This is a genomic window from Pseudomonas sp. NPDC087358 (assembly GCF_044900785.1).
Lineage (GTDB): Bacteria > Pseudomonadota > Gammaproteobacteria > Pseudomonadales > Pseudomonadaceae > Aquipseudomonas.
In genome coordinates, this window is record NZ_JBJDOA010000004.1 from 249,298 (window position 1) to 268,586 (window position 19,289).

Annotated in this window: 13 protein-coding genes; 6 read left to right on the forward strand and 7 right to left on the reverse strand. The window is 61.6% G+C overall.

Features of this window, described 5'->3' with window-relative positions; translation table 11 throughout:
* Positions 1–623 precede the first annotated feature (623 nt).
* The 4 genes from ACI2KS_RS11190 to ACI2KS_RS11205 all read left to right on the forward strand — a co-directional run bounded on the left by ACI2KS_RS11190 (position 624) and on the right by ACI2KS_RS11205 (position 4,248).
* On the forward strand, positions 624–1,874 hold the full coding sequence (locus ACI2KS_RS11190; protein WP_404620050.1) for an aspartate aminotransferase family protein: 1,251 nt from the start codon (positions 624–626) through the stop codon (positions 1,872–1,874).
* A gap of 204 nt (positions 1,875–2,078) precedes the next feature.
* A complete protein-coding gene (locus tag ACI2KS_RS11195) occupies positions 2,079–2,261 on the forward strand; it encodes a hypothetical protein (protein WP_404620052.1) in 183 nt (60 codons plus the stop codon).
* Positions 2,262–2,409: 148 nt separating this feature from the next.
* Positions 2,410–3,831: an ATPase domain-containing protein gene (locus ACI2KS_RS11200; protein ID WP_404620054.1), complete on the forward strand. Its 1,422-nt coding sequence runs from the start codon at positions 2,410–2,412 to the stop codon at positions 3,829–3,831.
* 48 nt (positions 3,832–3,879) lie between these two features.
* Positions 3,880–4,248 carry a response regulator gene (locus tag ACI2KS_RS11205; protein WP_404620056.1) on the forward strand — a complete coding sequence of 123 codons (369 nt, stop codon included), beginning with the start codon at positions 3,880–3,882 and terminating at the stop codon, positions 4,246–4,248.
* A gap of 40 nt (positions 4,249–4,288) precedes the next feature.
* Here the strand turns inward: ACI2KS_RS11205 and ACI2KS_RS11210 are convergent, their stop codons facing one another.
* The 5 genes from ACI2KS_RS11210 to ACI2KS_RS11230 form a co-directional block, all read right to left on the reverse strand.
* A complete protein-coding gene (locus tag ACI2KS_RS11210; RefSeq protein WP_404620704.1) occupies positions 4,289–8,428 on the reverse strand; it encodes a CheR family methyltransferase in 4,140 nt (1,379 codons plus the stop codon).
* Between the two features lie 207 nt (positions 8,429–8,635).
* Positions 8,636–8,941: a cytochrome o ubiquinol/quinol oxidase subunit IV gene (locus tag ACI2KS_RS11215; protein ID WP_404620058.1), complete on the reverse strand. Its 306-nt coding sequence runs from the start codon at positions 8,939–8,941 to the stop codon at positions 8,636–8,638.
* Positions 8,941–9,567, reverse strand: coding sequence for a cytochrome c oxidase subunit 3 (locus ACI2KS_RS11220; protein ID WP_404620060.1), 627 nt, complete (start codon positions 9,565–9,567; stop codon positions 8,941–8,943). The genes ACI2KS_RS11215 and ACI2KS_RS11220 overlap by 1 nt, the downstream gene beginning before the upstream one ends.
* The gene (locus tag ACI2KS_RS11225) at positions 9,564–11,597 is read right to left on the reverse strand and encodes a cbb3-type cytochrome c oxidase subunit I (protein WP_404620706.1); all 2,034 of its coding nucleotides are present in this window, start codon (positions 11,595–11,597) and stop codon (positions 9,564–9,566) included. The genes ACI2KS_RS11220 and ACI2KS_RS11225 overlap by 4 nt, the downstream gene beginning before the upstream one ends.
* 22 nt (positions 11,598–11,619) lie before the next feature.
* Positions 11,620–12,555, reverse strand: coding sequence for a ubiquinol oxidase subunit II (locus ACI2KS_RS11230; RefSeq protein ID WP_404620062.1), 936 nt, complete (start codon positions 12,553–12,555; stop codon positions 11,620–11,622).
* A gap of 256 nt (positions 12,556–12,811) precedes the next feature.
* Between ACI2KS_RS11230 and ACI2KS_RS11235 the strand changes: the two genes are divergently transcribed.
* On the forward strand, positions 12,812–13,099 hold the full coding sequence (locus ACI2KS_RS11235; protein ID WP_404620064.1) for a DUF1652 domain-containing protein: 288 nt from the start codon (positions 12,812–12,814) through the stop codon (positions 13,097–13,099).
* Between the two features lie 132 nt (positions 13,100–13,231).
* On the forward strand, positions 13,232–15,163 hold the full coding sequence (locus ACI2KS_RS11240) for a PAS domain S-box protein (protein WP_404620066.1): 1,932 nt from the start codon (positions 13,232–13,234) through the stop codon (positions 15,161–15,163).
* A gap of 13 nt (positions 15,164–15,176) precedes the next feature.
* Here ACI2KS_RS11240 and ACI2KS_RS11245 read toward each other — a convergent pair whose 3' ends face one another.
* Both ACI2KS_RS11245 and ACI2KS_RS11250 read right to left on the reverse strand, forming a co-directional pair.
* Positions 15,177–17,549, reverse strand: coding sequence for a tetratricopeptide repeat protein (locus ACI2KS_RS11245; protein WP_404620068.1), 2,373 nt, complete (start codon positions 17,547–17,549; stop codon positions 15,177–15,179).
* A gap of 112 nt (positions 17,550–17,661) precedes the next feature.
* Entirely contained in the window at positions 17,662–19,257 is a 1,596-nt protein-coding gene (locus ACI2KS_RS11250; protein ID WP_404620070.1) for an arylsulfatase, read from the reverse strand.
* Between the last annotated feature and the right edge of the window lie 32 nt (positions 19,258–19,289).

Below are 19,289 nucleotides of genomic sequence, written 5' to 3' on the forward strand. Positions count from 1 at the left end.
TCGCATTTACGTCCGTGTCGGGGACTGCATCGTCTCGAACTTTCGGTATTAAGACAATAGAAGAGTAATCATGAAAATTCCGTTTATAGGGTGTTGGTTTTTCATGGAAAGGCCGACTTTATAACGGCGCCTTGTGCTTTTTCGAGATGGAAATGGAAAAGTCATATATCGCGTCTATCATCTACGCCCTTTTTCGCCGGGAGCCCCGTATCATCACGCGCTCGGCGCGTTTTCAGGCAGTGATTGCAGGGTGTTGGCAGCACTGTGGGCGCTGTCAGCCATTAACTCAAAGCGTACGCCGATGAAGCTGAACGAAAACTGAAATCTAACGAAATTATTCTGGTGAAAGCGTCATTCGCACTGCAATTAATAAACAGTCCACTGATGGATTAAACGAGAGATAAACCGTTAGCGGCGCGGTCAGCGCAAAAATACACTTATTCATCTGCGGTATCGCTGGCGTTAAGTGGTTCTGTGCCTGTGCGTCACGCAGTTGGCGTCGCACTACTGCGTCGCGACTTCAGTCTTTTGCGGAATGATCCCTTGCGTTTATTTCGCTTGTGGGAATGCGCTGCATATCGCTTGAATAGGCGTCATCCCCACTGTCCGCAGGACGCTTGAGCATGGACTTTCCTTCTGTCAGCCGTTCCATTTCCTTTGTTCACCCGATCAGCCTGAGCCACGGTAAAAACGCCGAAGTCCGGGACGTCGACGGCAAGCGCTATATCGATTTCGTGGGTGGTATCGGCGTGCTGAACCTGGGTCACTGCCATCCGCAGATCGTCGCGGCGATCTGCGAGCAGGCGCAGCGCATGACCCATTACGCGTTCAATGCCGCTCCTCACCAGCCCTATCAGCAATTCATCGAGCGTCTGGCGGCGTTCATTCCGGTCAGCTATCCGGTCAGCGGCATGCTCACCAACAGCGGTGCCGAGGCTGCGGAGAACGCGCTGAAGATCGTCCGTGGGCACACAGGCAAGACAGCCGTGATCGCCTTTGACGGCGCCTTTCACGGGCGCACGCTGGCGACCCTGAACCTCAATGGCAAAGTCGCCCCTTATAAGCAGAAGGTCGGCACGTTGCCGGGGCCGGTGTTTCACCTGCCATACCCCAGCGTGGACAACGGCGTCTCGGTCGATGAGACGTTGCGGGCCATGGATCGATTGTTCAGTGTGGAGATCGACCTCGACGAGGTGGCCTGTTTCATCATTGAACCGGTGCAGGGTGAGGGCGGCTTCCTGGCGCTGGATCCCGGGTTCGCCCAGCTGCTGCGCACGCTGTGCGATGACAAGGGCATCGTGCTGATCATCGATGAAATCCAGTCCGGGTTTGGTCGTACCGGTGAGCGTTTTGCCTTCAGTCGGCTGGGTATCGAACCGGATCTGCTGTTGCTGGGCAAAAGCATCGCCGGCGGTGTGCCGCTGGGAGCGGTGGTGGGGCGCAAGGCGCTGATGGACACGCTGCCCAAGGGCGGTCTGGGCGGTACCTATTCGGGTAATCCGATTGCCTGTGCGGCGGGGCTGGCGACACTGGAGCTGATGACCGACGTCAATCTGGCCGCCTGGGGCGAGCAATATGCGGTCACCTTGCAGGCCCGCTACGCGAAATGGCAGGCGGACAGCCTCTCGCCTTATCTAGGGCGTCTTACCGGCGTTGGCGCCATGCGCGGCATCGAGTTATTGACCGCAGAGGGCAAACCGGCCACTGCGCAAATGGCCCGGTTGCTGGAAACCGCCAGGGCGAGCGGCCTGCTGCTGATGCCCAGTGGCAAGTCGCGGCACATCGTTCGCCTGCTGGCGCCCCTGACTATCGAGCCCGACGTGCTGAACGAAGGCCTGGATATCCTGGAGCAGTGTCTGTCTGACCTGCGTTGAGGGCAAACGGGGGAAACGCACCCATCCCTGTATCTGACCGGCTTGCCGGCGGCAGCGATCTTGAGGACGCCACCGCCGGCAAGCCGTGCTGCTACAGAGGAATCGCGGGCGTTTGATTCTGGCCGCAGGCCGTAGATCCAGAAAAACGCACGTATGCGCCGCGGTGTACTCCAACCACTGCATTCATTGAATGAGTCAGTGGCCATGAACCTGAACAAAACCGCGACCGATCAGCCCGTTCCCACCCCTGCCGATGACACGCCGGAGTATCCGCTGTCGGCACCGATCAAACCGGATGACCCCGAACGCCGCAGCGAGCAGTCCCGAGCGGAGACCGAGGGCTGTGTCGAAGAACAAAACACTCCGGCACAGCCCCGCAACCGCTGACCGGCATGGACCCTATAAGTGTAAGTCCGCGCTACGCATGATGATTGTTCTTGGAATGTGCGGCCAAACGCGGAAGAATGCGCGATTTGATCGTGCGCATGATCCGCACCGTTCGCGACACTGAGTGCTATCGGCGGAGGAAGCAAATTTGAACCAGCTAAAACGCCTTCAGAGCGGAATCGAAGGATTGGATGAGCTGCTGAAGGGAGGATTCGTCGCCGGCTCCTCCTACATCATTCAGGGCCGCCCGGGGTCGGGCAAGACCATTCTGGCAAACCAGATTGGCTTCAATCACGCTCGCCACGGCGGCCGCGTGCTGTTCGCCACCTTGCTGGCCGAACCCCATGAGCGGCTGTTTCAGTTCCTGTCCACACTGAGCTTTTTCGACAAGGACAAGGTCGGCGACCAGCTCCAGTTCGTCAGCGCGTTCGACACCATGGAGAACGATGGCCTGGACGAAGTGGTCAAGCTGCTTCGGCGTGAAATCGTCCGCCAGAAGTCCACGGTGTTGATTCTCGACGGGCTGCTCAACGCCCGCTCCAAGGCCGATACCGCGCTCAATACCAAGCGCTTCATTTCCGAATTGCAAGGGCATGCGGCGTTTGCCGGGTGCACGGTGTTCTTCCTCACCAGCTCGCAACTGGATGATGGAAGCCCCGAGCACACCATGGTCGACGGCGTCCTGGAGTTGGGCGAGGAGGTTGTCGGCAACCGCTCGATACGGCGCATCAAGATGCGCAAGACCCGTGGCAGCGCGGCAATTGCCGGCGCCCATGAGTGTGAAATCACCGAAAACGGCCTGGTGGTCTATCCCCGGCTGGAAAGCACCTTCACCCATTCGGCGATGCACGACAGCGACCATGTTTCGCTGATCCCCAGTGGCCTGGCGACCCTCGACCCGCTGATCGGAGGCGGTCTGGTGGCATCCTCCGTGACCCTGCTGATCGGGCCTTCGGGCTCGGGCAAAACCACATTGGGCATGAGCTTTCTCAGCCAGTCGACCGTGCACGAGCCCGGGCTGCATTTTGGCTTTTACGAGTCGCCGCAGCGCTTGCGCATGAAGGCTGCAGCGCTGGGCCTGGATTTCGCAACACTGGAGCAGTCCGGCGCGCTGACCATCATGTGGAAATCCGTCACCACCGAACTGATCGACAAACTGGCGCTCGACCTGCTGCGTACCGTCGAAGAAAAGTCGATCAAACGGGTCTTTCTCGACAGCCTGGGCGGGATGGCGCGGGCGGCGGCGGACAAATCGCGCTTGCTGGATCTCTACACGGCGCTGATGGGCGAGCTGCGTGCACGCAATGTCACAGTGGTTGCGTCGTGGGAAGTGCAGAGCTTGCTCGGTGGTGAAATGGACGCTCCAGCACCGGACCTGTCAGGTATCGTCGACAACCTGTTGCTGCTGCGCTTTGTGCAGGAGCCGACGGAACTCAAACGCCGACTGTCGATTCTTAAAATCAGGGACAACCCCTACGACCCTTCGCCGCTGGAGCTATGCCTCGGCGAGCAGGGTCTGGACGTTAAAAAGGTTTACATCCATGCCCTTGGCGATACCAGTAACGCGTAGGTTTCGCGGTCGCCCCCTCGCTCAGCGGCTGAGCGGGAGAGGGGCATCATGACCACGATTCTGATTGTCGACGACGAATACCTGATCGCCGACATCCTCAGCTTCGCCCTTGAGGACGAGGGTTATCTCACCGTCACCGCGGGCAGCGGGCAGCGGGCGTGGAACGTGCTTGACCGGGAAAAACCGCAGCTGATCATTACCGATTACATGATGCCGGGCATGAACGGCATCGAATTGGCCGAGAAGGTGCGCGCGCACAAGACCCTGGGCGCGGTGCCGATGATCCTGATGAGTGGCGCCCAGGGGCATCTGGGCCTGGCGCGGCCCGACCTGTTCGTGGAGGTCTACGACAAGCCCTTCGACATCCAGGCGGTGTTGGCAAAAGTCAGGTCGCTGGTCCCCCCGGACCTTTCGTAGCCGCTGGGGGGGCGATCACCGGACCTGCCCCCGCGCGCTGCTATTTCGCCAATGCCGTTTGACCCAGCCGGGCCACCAGGGCGACGAACGCGTCATACGCCACCGGTTTGCCCACGTGCTCGTCGAAGCCCTTTCCGTCAGTCCCGGCCAGACTCGCGCCGTAGCCGGTGAGGGCGATACAGGGCGTTGAGCGATAGCCAGGGATCCTGCGCAGCTGATCGACAAACTGATAGCCGTCCATGCTGGGCATGTTCAGATCGGAAATCACCACATCGAAGCTCTCCAGCGGGGCGCGGACCAGCGCCTCGGCAGGGCTGGAGAACGCGGCAACCTGCGCGCTCTCCATTTCCAGCAACATCGCCATGGTCTCCAGCACGTCGACCGAGTCATCGACCAGCAGAATGCTCAGCCCCCGGAGTTTGCCGTCTTCCTCATGCTCGGCGACAGCGGCAAGCGGTGCCGGTACCCCACACACCGGCAGTTCAACGACAAAGGTCGCGCCTTTGCCCGGCCCGTCCGAATACGCGCTGATAAAGCCCTCGTGGCTCTCCACCAACTGCTTGACCAGCGACAGGCCGATCCCCAGACCGCCGTTATTGCGGACCACCGGCCGGTGGTTGGCCTGACCGAACATCTCGAAAATATGCTCAAGCTGATCCTGAGCGATACCCGGGCCGGTGTCCTGGACTTCCAGCCGCACGCGCCCGTCGAGTCTGCTGGCCGTCACGCGAATCTGCCCGCCGGCGGGGGTGAACTTGATCGCGTTGTTGATCAGGTTCCAGACGATTTGCTCGATGCGGGTCTGGTCTGCATGCAAAAACAGGCCGCCATCGTTTCTGGAAGGGATATCAAAGATGATTTCGCAACTGTGCTCGCTGTTATCGGCGACGTGCTCGATTTCCCGCAGCAGTGCGGCAAAGTCCACCACCTTGCGCTCCAGTTGCAGCTTGCCGGTATTGACCCGGGCGACGTCCATCAGATCGTCGATAATCCGCGCCTGGCTGGTGACCGCATCGTTGATCACCGAAACCGCCTTGACCGCGGCAGGCGTGTTCTTGACCGCCGGCAAACGGCGCAGCACCTGGGCGTTGAGCTGGATCAGATTCAGCGGATGCTTGAGCTCGTGGGACATCACCGCAAAGAATTCGTCCTTCAAGTGGCTGCTGGTCTGGCTTTCCTTGAGGCTGTTGAGCTGCTGTTCATTGAGCTTCACATGCTCAGTGAGGTCGCGGGCAATCTTGACGAAACCCTGAACCCCTTCGCCCTGCAAGGCCACCACTTCACCACTGCAATAGAAGCGGGCGCCATCGCGGCGCAGATACCAACGCTCGTCGATGCATCGACCCTTGGCGCGGACCGTGGCCATCTCTTGCGCGGGGGTGCCCGCTGCGCGGTCTTCTTCAGTGAAGATAAAGTCGATCGAACGCCCTTCGGCTTCCGTTTTGCCGTAGCCGAAAATGATCTCGGCACCCTGGTTCCAGCTGGTGATCAGGCCGTTGTTGTCGGTGACGACGATGGCGTAATCGCGGGTACTTTCGGCCACCAGGCGCATGCGTTCCTCGCCCAGGCGCAGGTCTTCTTCGGCTGCCCGGCGCTTGGTGATGTCGATGAACGTCAGCACGATGCCGTCGATCTGATCGGAGCTTGAGCGGTAGGGCAACAGGCGGGCGATGTACCAGTGATCGTTGTCGCTGGGTATCTCGCGCTCGATGACGCTGAGGGTCTCGAACACCCTCAGCGCGTCGTCGACCATCTGGTCGTAGTTCAGGCGATGGGTGATGTCCATCAACGGCCGCCCGGTGTCCACCGAGAGCATGCTGAAGATGTCCGTGGCGCGCGGGGTGAACCATTTGATGCGCAGGTTGCGGTCGACGAACACCGTGGCGATGTCGGTCGATGAGATCAGGTTGCTCAGGTAGTCGTTGATCTGGTCGGTTTCCTCGACCTTGACCTTCAACTCATGGTTGACCGTGAGCAATTCCTCATTGATCGACTGCAGCTCCTCCTTGCTGGTTTCAAGCTCCTCGGTGGCTGAGCGCAGCTCCTCGTTGATCGCCTGCATTTCTTCGTTGGAGGCCTTGAGTTCTTCGCTGGAAATCTCCGATTGCTCGATGGTGTCTTGCAGCTGAAGCTTGGTGCGCTGAAGCTCGCGCTCCAGATTGGAGAGCATCTGGTTTTCCGACTGGATCGTCGCGTTTGCACTGACATTTTCGGCGTCGATTTCTTCTTCGAGGAATACGATCAACAGGCATTCGGTTTCGGTCTGGGCATCGGTGAACGGATGAGCGGTGACGGCCACCTGAAAGTAGTGTTCGTCCCTGACCAGGCTGACCGGGCGCGCCTTGACCGACAAGTTGGTCTGCTGCGCCTGGAACATCGCCGTGCGCAGCTCCAGCCGCAAGTCAGTGGTGATCAGCGACAGCAGGTTGCGGGTGACCTCTCCGGCCATGTGATGCAGATAACGGCCAGCGCCTTCGCTGATATGCAGGATCTCGGCATCGCTGTTGACGATGATGCTCGGGGGCGAGAAGCGCTCCAGCGCGCGCTGGTGGATTTCCGAGGTCGAGGGTTTTCTGGCCGGCGGGGTCAGCGGCGGGCGCGGAATCGACACTGCGCGCGCATAGCCGTCGCGGGGCATGGTGGGCATGCGATGCGAGGGGATCGCGCCGGTGCGTGCCCGGAAGATGCGGTTCTTCTTGTCCACCGGGTTGAACAGCTCGTGGCACATGTCCGCCGATTCGGAGTTGCCCAGAAACAGATAGCCACCGGGGCTCAGGGCGAAATGGAACATCTGCAGAATCTCGCGCTGCACCTCGCGGTCCAGGTAGATCAACAGGTTGCGGCAGACGATCAGGTTCATCTGCGAAAACGGTGGGTCCGACAGCAGGCTGTGCTTGGCAAACAGTACGTTTTCCCGCAGTTCCTTGCGCACCCGGTAGCGGTTGTCCTCCTTGACGAAATACTGGCGAAGACGGGTGGGCGAGACGTCGGTGATGATCGCCTCCGGGTAGAGCCCGGCGCGTCCGGTGCTGATGGCGCGGTCGTCGATGTCGCTGGCGAAGATCTGCACCTTGCGGTCGGCGCCGGTACCGGCCTTGTAGTCATTGAGCGCCATGGCCAGCGAGTAGGCTTCTTCGCCGGTGGAGGTGCCGGCCGACCAGACCCTGACTTCGCTGTTGCTGGCTTCGTTTGCGCAATGGCTGAACAGCTGCGGAATCACATCCCGCTCCAGCGATTCGAAGGACTCGCGGTCCCTGAAGAAGTTGGTGACGCCGATCAGCATGTCGTCCAGCAGCGCCTTGGTCTCCTGGGGCGTGTTGCACAGGTATTGGTAATAGGCGCTCAGGTCGGCGCGCGCGGTGACCTGCATGCGCCGCTCGATACGGCGCAGCACGGTGGCGCGCTTGTAATGCCTGAAGTCGTGGCCGGTGCCGGTGCGCAGCTTGAGCAGGATATCGTGCAGATGTTGCTCGGCCAGCGCCGCCGCGCGCTCGTTGCTGGGCAAATGGGTGCGCAGGCCTGAACCTGGGGCGTCGGGTAACTCGATAGCCCGGGAGTTGCGCCACAGGTCGAGGATCTTCTGCGGCATCTCCACCACGGGCAGCACGAAGTCCACCATGCCGGTCTCGATGGCCGCTTGGGGCATGCCGTCGAATTCGGCGTCGCCCGGCAACTGGGCCAGGGTGATACCGCCTTGTTCCTTGATCCGCGACAGGCCCACCGCACCGTCGGAGCCGGTGCCGGAGAGCACCAGGCAGAAGGCACGCTCTTTATGCACTTCCGCCAGATCGCGGAAAAACAGATCGATGGTGACATGGCCGCCGCGTCGGGGCGCCTGTTGCAGGACCCGCAGGTGGCCATCGTTCATGGACAGATGCTGGGCCGGGGAAATGACATAGACGTGGTTTTTCTGAATCGGCACCGCAGACGTCACCTGAATCACTGGCATTTGCGTGGCTTGTTCAATCAGCTTGCCGGCACTGCTCTGATGGTCAGGGGACAGGTGGAAGATCACCACGAACGCCATGCCGTTGTCTTTGGGCATGTTTTCGAAAAAGCGCTTGACCGCCTGCAGGCCACCCGCAGACGCGCCGATCCCGACCACCGCAAAGTCAAGGTGGCTCGGTTCCAGCGCGCCGGATTTCGGTGTGCTGGCGAAGCGCTCGGTGAAATCGACCATCATGAAGTCCTGTTCCTGGAATGGGTGCGTCGGGTGCGAATCGAAATGCCTGGTCCGGCTTTCGCGCCGCGACGGTGCGGCGTGTGACAGATGCCTATCGTAGCCACTTATGGATCATAGGCCCATTGCTTTGCCGCGTATTGCGCGTATTGCGCGTATTGCGTGGCGCAAGGTTCGAAAGCCGAAAAGCGCCAGAGGGTTGCCGTGCTACATCCGCGCCATCTGGTCGAAGAACACCAGCAAACTGCCGCCCACCATCAGCAGCACAATCGTCAGCGAAAACAGCAACACATAGAGGTTATCGCGTTCGGCTCGTTGAACCCCGACCTGCAGGAAACAGCGAAAATGCACGGCGATCTGCGCCAGTGCCAGGAGCATCACCCAGCCCAGCGTGGCGCTTTTCGACAGCCCGGCCCACTGCACCAGCGCTGCGGGCACGAGAGTCAGTACGACGGCCAGCAGCAAACCGGCACGATAGCGTGTCAGTTCTCGGTGATAGGCGCGCTCTCGCATCACATCAACCCCTGCAGATAGACAACGGCGTAGATAGCCACCCAGATGACATCCAGAAAGTGCCAGAACAGCGCCAGGCACTGGAAACCGCTTCTGACCGGGGCGTCCAGGCCAAACACCTGCGACTGCACCAGCAGCAGGATCAACCACAGGCAACCGGCGCTGACGTGCAATCCGTGGGTCGCCACCAGGGCAAAAAACGCCGAGAGATAGCCGCTGCGTTGCGGCACCGCGCCAAGCTCGGCCATGTGCATGAAGTCCTTGAGTTCCAGCGCAACGAACGTCAGGCCCAACAGCAGTGTCAGCAGCCACCAGCCGAGTAGGTAACGCGGCTGGCCGGGGCGAAACTTCAGGTTCAGCGACGCCATGGCGCAGGTGAAGCTGCTGAACAACAGCAATGCGGTCTGCAGCAGGCTCGACTTGAGTTCGAAGACATCATGCCCGGCGGGGCCACCGTCAGTGGCGCGGATCATCGTGGCGTACAGGGCGAACAGCAATGCAAAGATCAGCGCATCGCTCATCAGAAAGATCCATACGCCCAGTGCGACATCTTTGCTCGCCTGCTCAGCCTCGACAGGACCGGGCAGGGCGCCAGGGCCCGGATACAGCGGCGTCTGACTGCTCATAGACGGGCCTGCGCCAGCCCGGCATTGGCGCTGGAGTCTTCATCGTCGCGGCCCACAGGCCGGGTCTGGTCAACCTGGCGACGCTGCGCCTGGTGCTCCCTGCGCTGCTGATCGGCGCTGACTACCCGCTCGGTGTCACGCTGGAAGCTGCGCACGATCAGCGCGATTAACACCGCGCTGGCCCCACCAATCGTCGCCCAGCCGATGTGCCAGACCAGCCCGAAGGTGCAGAGAAACGCCGCTGCGCCAATGATCACTGGCGTTGCGCTGTTTTTCGGCAGGTGGATGTCGACGAAATGCAGGATCGGCGCATGGGCCAGGCCGTGTTCCTTGAGCCAGGTGAACGGGTCACGGTCGTGGATCGGCGGCGGTACAGCGAAGTTGTATTCGGGCGGCGGTGCGCAGGTGGCCCATTCAAGGGTCCGGCCATCCCATGGATCGCCCAGCGGCACAGCGTTGTGCCGGCGGTCGCGGATGCTCACATACAGCTGGGTGTACAGCGACACCAGTGCCGCGCTCAACAGCACCGCGCCCGCCTGCGCCACCCACAGCGCCGGGGCGAACTCGGCATTGAAGACCGCCTGCGCGCGCCTGGGCATGCCGGAGACGCCGAGCAGGTACAACGGCATGAACGCCAGCAGGAAACCTGCCCCGAAGCACAGCGCGGTGACGCGTCCCCAGCGCTCGTTCAGACGGAAGCCAAACGCCTTGGGAAACCAGTAGCTGTAGCCGGCGAGCATGCCGAACAGCGTGCCTGGGATCAGCATGTTGTGAAAATGCGCCACCAGATACACCGTGTTGTGCACCTGGTAATCCACCGGAGGCGCCGACAGGGTGATGCCGGTCAGGCCGCCGATGACGAACAGCATCATGAACATCAGCGCGTAGATCATCGGCACCGACAGCCTGATCCGGCCACGATAGAGGGTGAGCATCCAGTCGTAGATCTTCACTCCCGTGGGGATCCCGATCAGCATGGTGGCAATGCCGAATGCTGCATTGACCCCGGCGCTCTGGCCCATGGTGAAGAAGTGGTGCAGCCACACCGTGAACGACAGCAGGGTGATGACCATCGACGCCAGGACCAGCGACTTGTAGCCGTACAGGCGTTTGCCGCTGAAGGTCGCGAAGACCTCCGAGAACACCCCGAAGGCGGGCAGAATCAGGATGTACACCTCAGGATGGCCGAACAACCAGAACAGGTTGACGAAGTTCATCAGGTTGCCGCCATGGCTGTTGGTGAAGAAGTGAAAGTCCTGATAACGGTCCAGCGCCAGCAGCAACGTGGCCACGGTCAGCGGCGGCATGGCGAAGATCATCAGCACGCTGGTGCACAGCGCCGTCCAGGTAAACAACGGCAATCGCCACCACGACATCCCGGGGCAGCGGTCCTTATAGATGGTCACGGCAAAGTTGAGCCCGGTCAGGGTGCTGCCGATCGAGCTCAGGGTCAGCGCCCAGATCCAGTAGTCCGGGCCGACGCCGGGCTGATAATCCATCTCGGTGAATGGCGGATAACCGCTCCAGCCGCCGGTGGAAAACTTGCCCAGCATCAAGGAGGCCATGACCAGGGCCGCTCCGGCGACCGTCAGCCACAGGCTGATGGCGTTCAACAGGGCAAAGCGCACGTCGCGGGCACCGATCTGCAGCGGCATGGCAAAGTTGATCAGACCGGTAAGGAAGGGCATCGCCATGAAAAAAATCATGATCGTGCCGTGGGTGCTGAACATCTGGCTGAAATGCTCGGGTGGCAGGTAGCCGGGGGCATTGATCGCCATCACCTGCTGGGTCCGCATCATCACCGCCTCGATAATGCCGCGCATCAGCATGATCATCGCCAGCACCACATACATGATGCCGATACGCTTGTGGTCCAGGCTGGTGAACCACTCCCGCCACAGGTACGGCCACCAGCGCTTGACCGTGATCAGCACGAACACCGCGATCGCTACCAGCAGCACCAGCGAGGCGGCGGCCGTCGCCACCTTGCTGTAGAACGGCAGCGCGTTGTAATCCAGATTGCCCAGCAGCAGGTGCCAGAGCCTTGAAGAGTTATCCATGGCTGCCCTCGTGCAAGGCGACGCCGCATTCGGCTATGGAGGCTGAGTGGAACGACTTCACCACCCAGTCGAACAACCCGGCAGGGACAGCGGCGAAGCTCTGGACCGCTGGCAACGTCTGCGGCGCGGGGGCCGGCTGGCGTGGCTGGCTCAACTGCCGATAGCGCTCACAACTCAAGCGCTGGCCGCTCTGGCGCACGCTGGCCAGCCAGTTGTCGAACCCGGGGCTGTCCACCGAGCGGGCGGTGAACATCTGAGTCTGAAAGCCTGCGCCATTGAACTGAGTGTTGCGACCGATGAACTGACCGGGAGCGTCGGCGAGCAGATATTGCTGGGTGCGCATGCCCGCCATGGCGTAGATCTGCCCGGACAGGCGGGCGATCATCAGCGATTGCATGACGCTGGCGCTGGTCAGGCTCAAATGGACCGCCCGCCCGCTGGGGATCGTCAGCTCATTGAGGCTGGCAACCCCCTGTTCCGGATAGACGAACAGCCATGCCCAGTCCAGCGCAATGACCTGCACTTGCAGCGGCGCGGCACTGCTTTGCAGCGGGCGGTAGGGGTCCAGTTGCTGTGTACGCTGCCAGGTCAGGCAGCCCAGGATCACTACAACCGCTACCGGCACGCCCCAACTGAGGATTTCCATCGGCAGGGAAAACTCCCAGCGCGGCTGATAACACGCATCCTTGCGCGCGTAGCGATAGCGCCACACCAGCACCGGCGTCAGCAGGATGACTGGCAGCACCACCACCAGCGACAGCCCGACCACCCAGCCGAAGAGCTCGCGCTGGGCGTAGGCGACCGGTCCCGCCGGGTCGAGAAAGCCAAGGCCGGTGGCCGAGCAGCCGCAGACGCACAGCGCGGCGGCCGACAGCAGGCACTGCCGGTACAGCGACAGACAATGGTGGATGGCATGCCTCATCGACATTAAGAGGAATCTCGCGGCAGGGATCAGGCAGACTGAACGCTGGAACGGCAGCGTTCTGTTGCGTACGTGTGCTGCCTTGAACCACTGATTCCCGTTTACCTGAAAGATTCCGACCAATTGCCGATCAGAGGCGTGACCGGTAGCCGCCGGCGACCATCAATGGTGGGGTCGGCGCGTTCGTCTGCCCGACTGAAAATATCCGGAATCTCGCCCGGCTTGCAGAGTCGAGAATGGATACACCTACAAGGATCGCCCCATGATTTCCTCACTTGAACTCTGCCAGATCGTCGAGTCCGCGTTTCTGCCTGCCCGCTGCAAGTGCTCGGTGGACAGCGCCGGGTTGATGTCCGTCCAGCTTTACAGCGGGCGCACGGGTCATGCCGACCTGCTGGCCACGGGCATCGCCACCTCCACACTGACCACCAGTCGCGCCATTGCCTCACTGATCAGTGACCTCAAGGCAGGGCTGCAGGTCAGCTCAGCGAGCGGCGATGGCGCGGCCGACGGCTATCGCAAGGCAGGCGGCGCACGCTCAAGGGCCTGAAACGCGGCCAAGCGAATCGACGCCCGCAAGGTCCGGGCGGGGCTGCTTTGCGCTGAAAAAGGCCGGCCTTGGGTTTTGCGCTGCAACTTGTCCATAATGCGCGAATGCCGTTCCCACCTGCCCGAGGCCATCATGCAACAACCCGCACCGTCGTCAGGATTGCTCTCCCAGGAAGACCGCTATCGGTTACTGGTCGATGCGGTGTTCGATTACGCCATCTACATGATTGACATCGACGGTATCGTGCGCAGCTGGAACTCTGGCGCCCGCAGGATCAAACAGTACGAGGAGGCCGAGATCGTCGGCCGCTCGTTTTCGTTGTTTTATACCGAAGAAGACCGTTTGGCCGGGTTGCCTGCCAGGGCGCTGGAAATCGCCGCCACCTCCGGGCGCTTTGAAGGTGAGGGCTGGCGGGTCAGAAAGGACGGCACGCGCTTGTGGGCGTTGGTGGTCATTGACCCGATCCATGCCAGCGATGGCGAGTTGATCGGCTATGCCAAGGTCACCCGCGACCTGACCGAACGCAGGCAGGCGCAGGAAGCGCTGCGCAACAGTGAGCGGCAATTCAGCCTGCTGGTGCAAGGTGTCACCGATTACGCCCTGTATATGCTCGATCCCGATGGCATCATCACCACCTGGAACGCCGGCGCCCAGCGGATCAAGGGTTACGGGCCGGAAGAGGTGATCGGTCGGCATTTTTCGCTGTTCTTCGAAAGTGCCGATGCCCAGGCCGGGATGCCGCAGAAGTCGCTGCAGACCGCCGAACGCGAAGGGCGCTTCGAAGGCCAGGGCTGGCGGGTGCGCAAGGACGGCTCGCGGTTTCTGGTGCATGTGGTCATCGACCCGATTCGCAACGACGCCGGCGCGATCATCGGCTTTGCCAAGATTACCCGTGACGTCACCGACAGCGTCCAGGCCCAGACCGCCTTGAAAGAGGCGCGCGAGGCGCTGTATCAATCACAGAAGATGGAGTCCATCGGCCAGCTCACCGGTGGCATCGCCCACGACTTCAATAACCTGCTGACGGTCATTCTGGGCAGCCTGGGTATCGTTAAAAAGCGTCTGGGCAGCGACGCCAAGGCCACCTTGCTGGTGGACAACGCCATCGCTGCGGCGCATCGCGGCTCATCGCTGACCCAACGCATGCTGGCTTTTGCCCGGCGTCAGGAACTGGACCCGCAACCTGTCGATGTGGGCGCGCTGATCCGAGGCATGTCGCAACTGCTGGGCACTTCGCTGGGCCCCAACATCAACGTGGAGACGCGTTTCCCGTTGCTGCTGCGACCGGTGTTCGTCGATGCCGGCCAGCTGGAGATGGCGCTGATGAACCTGATGATCAATGCCCGTGATGCGATGCCCGATGGCGGCAACATCGTGGTATCGGCCAAGGAGGCCTGGTTCTCACGCTCGGTCGAGTCACCCGCTCAGGAGAAATTCATCTGTATCTCGGTTGCCGACAGCGGCAGCGGGATGGATGACGCCACTTTGCAGCGAGCGATGGAACCGTTCTTCACCACCAAGGGGCTGGGCAAGGGCACCGGTCTGGGCCTGTCGATGATCCATGGCCTGGCCGAACAATCGGGCGGCAAATTGGTGTTGTCCAGCGTCGCAGGGCAGGGCACCACGGCCCAGCTGTGGTTGCCCATTTCTTCGGCGGCCCTTGAATCTGCCCAGAGCGAAAGCGAAGAAAGCCACTGCGACCAGGCGAAGGCCAGATCGCTCAAAGTGCTGTTCGTCGATGATGATCCGCTGGTGCTGATGAGTACCAAGGCGATGATCGAGGACCTGGGCCACCGAGTGCTGGCAGTCAGCGACGGCCTTGCGGCTTTGGCACTGATCGCCGAGCACGACGACATCGAACTGGTCATCACCGATCAGGTGATGCCCGGCATGACTGGCGCGGAGCTGGCACAACGCATCCTGCGACTGTATCCGGCGCTGCCGATCGTGATCTGCTCAGGCTTCTCCGACGCGCCTTTCATTAACCCCATCGGCCTGGCGCGGTTGCCCAAACCTTTCAATCAGGCCGAGCTTGCCCGTGCCATAGCCCTGGTCCCGGTCTGATCGGCTGCTCTGCTCAAGGCCGCCCGGTCGGCTGCAGGATCGGGTCGCCGGGGTTGATCGCTTTAAGCCCTTCGATCACGGCTTTCATCTGCGCTATGTCGCCTTCGTCGCGCAACTGCGCCACCAGTGCCATACGCACATCGCGGTTTTCCGGGTGGCGCTTGAGCGTGGACTCCAGCAGATCCCGTGCGCCCTTGAGCTCGCCACGCTCCTGCAGACTCACCGCCAGCACGTAGGCGTAACGCGCATTGTCCGGCTCCAGCCGATTGGCTTCGCGCAGCGCCTTGAGGGCTGGTCCTGGCTGGTTTCGGCGGACCAGCGCCAGGCCCTGGGTGAACTGCAACAAGGCTGACTGCGGCTGACGCTTGATACTTTCGGCCAGCAGATCCGACGCTTCCTGCACCCGCTGATTGGCATCGAGCCACTGCACCAGAGTGATCAGTGCCGGGAGGAAATCGGCATCGCGCGCAATTGCGGTGCGCAGGTAATGCTCGACCTGCGCGGTGTTGCCGTTGGCCTGATAGAGCATGGCCAGGTTGAGATTGGCCTCGGCGCGTTCCTGCAGGCTCAGTTGCACCGCCTCGTATTGTGCAATTGCCTTGTCGAATGCACCCTCAAAGCGTCCCAATGACTGCCTATTGCCCAGCAACGCCCGGGCGCTGGCGATGCGCACCGCCAGGATCGGGTCTTGCAGCAAAGGGCCAAGCGGCTCCAGCCGTTGCTCGGGTGGCAATTGCCCGGCCAGCACATTGACCGCCGCTTCGCGCACCTGTGGCGCCGGATCGCGCAGGGCCTTGCCGCTGGCCTCGAGCGCCCGCTGACTGGGGTAATTCGGCAGTTCGGCGAGCAATGTCGCGCGACGAATCGAGGCCAGGCGCGTGGCGTCCAGTTGCTCGAACAGCGCCGCGGCAGCGCCCGGTTGCGCGCCACGGATCTGCCACAGGCTGCGGGCGTACTGATCGGTTGCATGCTGCGGTGCGCCGTACCAGTTGCCGAACTGTTCGATAACCTTTGCGGCAGGCAGCTTGAGGTGACAGCCCAGGCAGGCATCCGGCGTGCCGATTTCATTGGCCAATGGCGGATTGGGCAGGCTGAAGCTGTGGTCGTGGCGCAAGTCGTTGACCATGAACAGCTTGCCGGGCATGTGGCAATCGACGCACTGCGCGCCCGGCTGGCCGGGCTGATGATGATGGTGCTCAGGCGAGTCGTAGTTTTTCGCTTGCAGGCCGGCGCCGTCGACGCCGGGCACGGCTGTTTTTCCGGCCGGGTTGTGGCATTGCAGGCAAACGCCGTTGCCTTGGGCTTTCAGTTCGCTGCTGTGGGGGTTGTGGCAATTGCTGCAGCGCACGCCCTTGTCGAACATTTTGCTCTGCACGAAGGAGCCATGTTCGAACACCTCGCCCTTGATCTTGCCGTCCAGCTCATACAATTGGCGGGTCAGCGCGCTGGGCAGGTAGGCGTCCATCAGCGGCTTGCCGGGTTTCTGATCGTCACCCAGCGGCGCACGGCGTGCGTGACAGCGGGCGCACGTGTCGACCTGGGTGACGTTGTCGGCCTTGCTCAGGTTGATCTCGAAGCCTGCGTTGCCCAGGACGGTGGATTTGTCGCCTTTCGCCGCCCACAGCACGTGGTTCGACGCCGGGCCATGGCACGCCTGACAACCGACCCCCAGGCTGTTCCATTGACTGTTGAAGGTGTTGTTCTGGGCATTGAAGTTGCGCTTGAAGCCGGTGGTGTGGCATTCGACGCACATGAAGTTGGCGTTCTGTCCGGGTTTGCTCCAGTGCAACGGGTCCTTGAAGTCCACGCCCTGACCCGGATAGATGTGAAACCAGCGGTGGTGCTCGGTATCCCAGGCCACGCCCAGTGCTTGCAGATGGCCGCCACCGGTGTCCAGCAGGTATTGCTGCAAGGGCTCGACACCGAACGCGTACGCGACCTTGAAGTCCTGGGGTTTGCCATTGCCATCGACGGTATTGACCCAGAACTCGCCGTCCTTGCGAAAGAAGCGAGTGGTCTCGGTTTCGCCCTTGAAGGCGGCGCTGTTGAAATCCCCCAGCACACTTTGCTCACTGGCCGTCTGCATCGCCAGTTGGTGGTGCGAGCCTTGCCAGTCCCTGACCTGGGCGCTGTGGCAGCCTGCGCACTGTTGCTCATCGACGAAACGTGCAGGTTGGGCGCTGGCCGCGGGCGGCGGCGCAGGCTTTGTCACCACCGTCGAGGGTTTTGGCGGCAGCGGCGCGGGTGTTTTTTGCGTGGCGTACCAGAGCCCGCCTGCAATCAACAGCAGCAGGACGATCAGGATGGGGTAGAGGCGGTTGAACAATCCACCGGTCTTGGTCGGTGGCGTGGGAACGGCTGGCGGCGTGTTGTTCTTCTTCGGCATGCCGACGTTCATTCCTTTGAGCACATGCGTGCGATGCAGGCCGCAGACGCGGACTTGCCGACAAAGGTAGATCAGCCCGTCGCTCCTCGCCAGAACGACGGGCCGATTTCACTCAGGGTTTGGCAGGTGCCTGACCCTTGTTCTTCTCGGCAATCTTGGCATCGACCATCTGCCTGACCTGGGCGATACCGAAGCTTGCAGGCTTCTGGCTGGGTGGATAGTCGACGAAGGTTTCCAGGAAGCCTGCCGCGCGCATGATGCCCATGCCGATCACGTAGTCGTTTTTCATCAGCCAGTCGAAGTACTGGTCGGAGACCACATCGGCGCGTTCATAGGGGTCCATGCGCAGGTTGAACAGTTTTGGTACTCGCCCGCAAATGAAGGGCTCGGACCAGACCTCGAAGCCGCCCGGCTTGCGCTGTTCGCAGAACACCACTTTCCAGTCATCAAAACGCATGGCGACCAGCTCGCCGTCATCGTTGAAGTAATAGAACTCGTGGCGCGCACCTTTGTCGGCCTGGCCGGTCAGGTAGGGCAGTTGGTTGAAGCCGTCCAGGTGGACCTTGAAGTTGCTGCTGCCAGTGCCCGGCGCCCAACCTTTGAGCAGCTTGTCCTTGACGTCGGCATCGCCGGCCGCCGCGAGCAGGGTGGGAAACCAGTCAAGGCCCGACATCATCTGGTTGGACACTTCACCGGCCTTGATCTTGCCCGGCCAGCGAACCATTGCCGGCACCCGGAAGGCGCCTTCCCAGTTAGTGTCTTTCTCGCTGCGAAACGGCGTGGTCGCTGCATCCGGCCAGGAGAACTGGTTCGGGCCATTGTCGGTGGTGTAGACGACGATGGTGTTGTCCGCGACCTTCAGCTCATCGAGGGTCTGCAACAGTTTGCCGACGTCACCGTCGTGCTCGAGCATGCCGTCGGCATATTCATTGCCGGGCATGCCGCTCTGGCCCAGCATCGAGTCACGCACGTGGGTGAACACGTGCATGCGCGTGGTGTTCATCCAGACGAAGAAAGGCTTGTTGCCATCGACCTGTTTCTTGATGAACGCCTGGGCCGCGGCCGTGGTTTCATCGTCGATGGTTTCCATGCGCTTTTTATTCAGCGGACCGGTGTCCTCGACCTTGCCGTCGGCGTAGGCGTGCAGCACCCCGCGGGGTGAGTTGGCCTTGACGAATGGATCGTTGGGGTCCTTGGGCCAGTAGGGGCGTTCGGGTTCCTCTTCGGCGTTCAAGTGGTAGAGGTTGCCGAAAAACTCGTCGAAGCCATGGTTGGTCGGCAAGTATTCGTCGCGGTCGCCCAGGTGGTTCTTGCCGAACTGCCCGGTGGCATAGCCCATGGATTTGAGCGCCTGGGCGATGGTGATGTCGCGTTTCTGCAGGCCCACCGGTGCGCCGGGGATGCCGACCTTGGTCAGTCCGGTGCGCAAGGGCGTCTGCCCGGTGATGAAGCTCGAGCGCCCGGCGGTGCAGCTGTTCTCCGCGTAGTAATCGGTGAACATCATGCCTTCCTTGGCGATGCGATCGATGTTCGGGGTCTTGTAGCCGACCACGCCCATTGAATAGGCACTGATGTTGGTCTGGCCGATATCGTCGCCGAAGATCACCAGGATATTGGGTTTGTCTGCCGCTGCGGCGGTGGCCGAGAGCGCCATCATCGAAGCTGCCATGAAGGCCAGCCGGGGTAGCCAGTTTTGCCTGCCAGTCATTTGAATTGCCTCCGTTGCCATGACGTGATCGC

Coding starts and splice junctions, on each gene's coding strand:
- ACI2KS_RS11245 (WP_404620068.1), bottom strand. CDS start 17,549: ATGCCGAAGAAGAACAACACGCCGCCAGCCGTTCCCACGCCACCGACC.
- ACI2KS_RS11210 (WP_404620704.1), bottom strand. CDS start 8,428: ATGGTCGATTTCACCGAGCGCTTCGCCAGCACACCGAAATCCGGCGCG.
- ACI2KS_RS11250 (WP_404620070.1), bottom strand. CDS start 19,257: ATGACTGGCAGGCAAAACTGGCTACCCCGGCTGGCCTTCATGGCAGCT.
- ACI2KS_RS11195 (WP_404620052.1), top strand. CDS start 2,079: ATGAACCTGAACAAAACCGCGACCGATCAGCCCGTTCCCACCCCTGCC.
- ACI2KS_RS11235 (WP_404620064.1), top strand. CDS start 12,812: ATGATTTCCTCACTTGAACTCTGCCAGATCGTCGAGTCCGCGTTTCTG.
- ACI2KS_RS11220 (WP_404620060.1), bottom strand. CDS start 9,567: ATGAGCAGTCAGACGCCGCTGTATCCGGGCCCTGGCGCCCTGCCCGGT.
- ACI2KS_RS11205 (WP_404620056.1), top strand. CDS start 3,880: ATGACCACGATTCTGATTGTCGACGACGAATACCTGATCGCCGACATC.
- ACI2KS_RS11190 (WP_404620050.1), top strand. CDS start 624: ATGGACTTTCCTTCTGTCAGCCGTTCCATTTCCTTTGTTCACCCGATC.
- ACI2KS_RS11230 (WP_404620062.1), bottom strand. CDS start 12,555: ATGTCGATGAGGCATGCCATCCACCATTGTCTGTCGCTGTACCGGCAG.
- ACI2KS_RS11215 (WP_404620058.1), bottom strand. CDS start 8,941: ATGCGAGAGCGCGCCTATCACCGAGAACTGACACGCTATCGTGCCGGT.
- ACI2KS_RS11240 (WP_404620066.1), top strand. CDS start 13,232: ATGCAACAACCCGCACCGTCGTCAGGATTGCTCTCCCAGGAAGACCGC.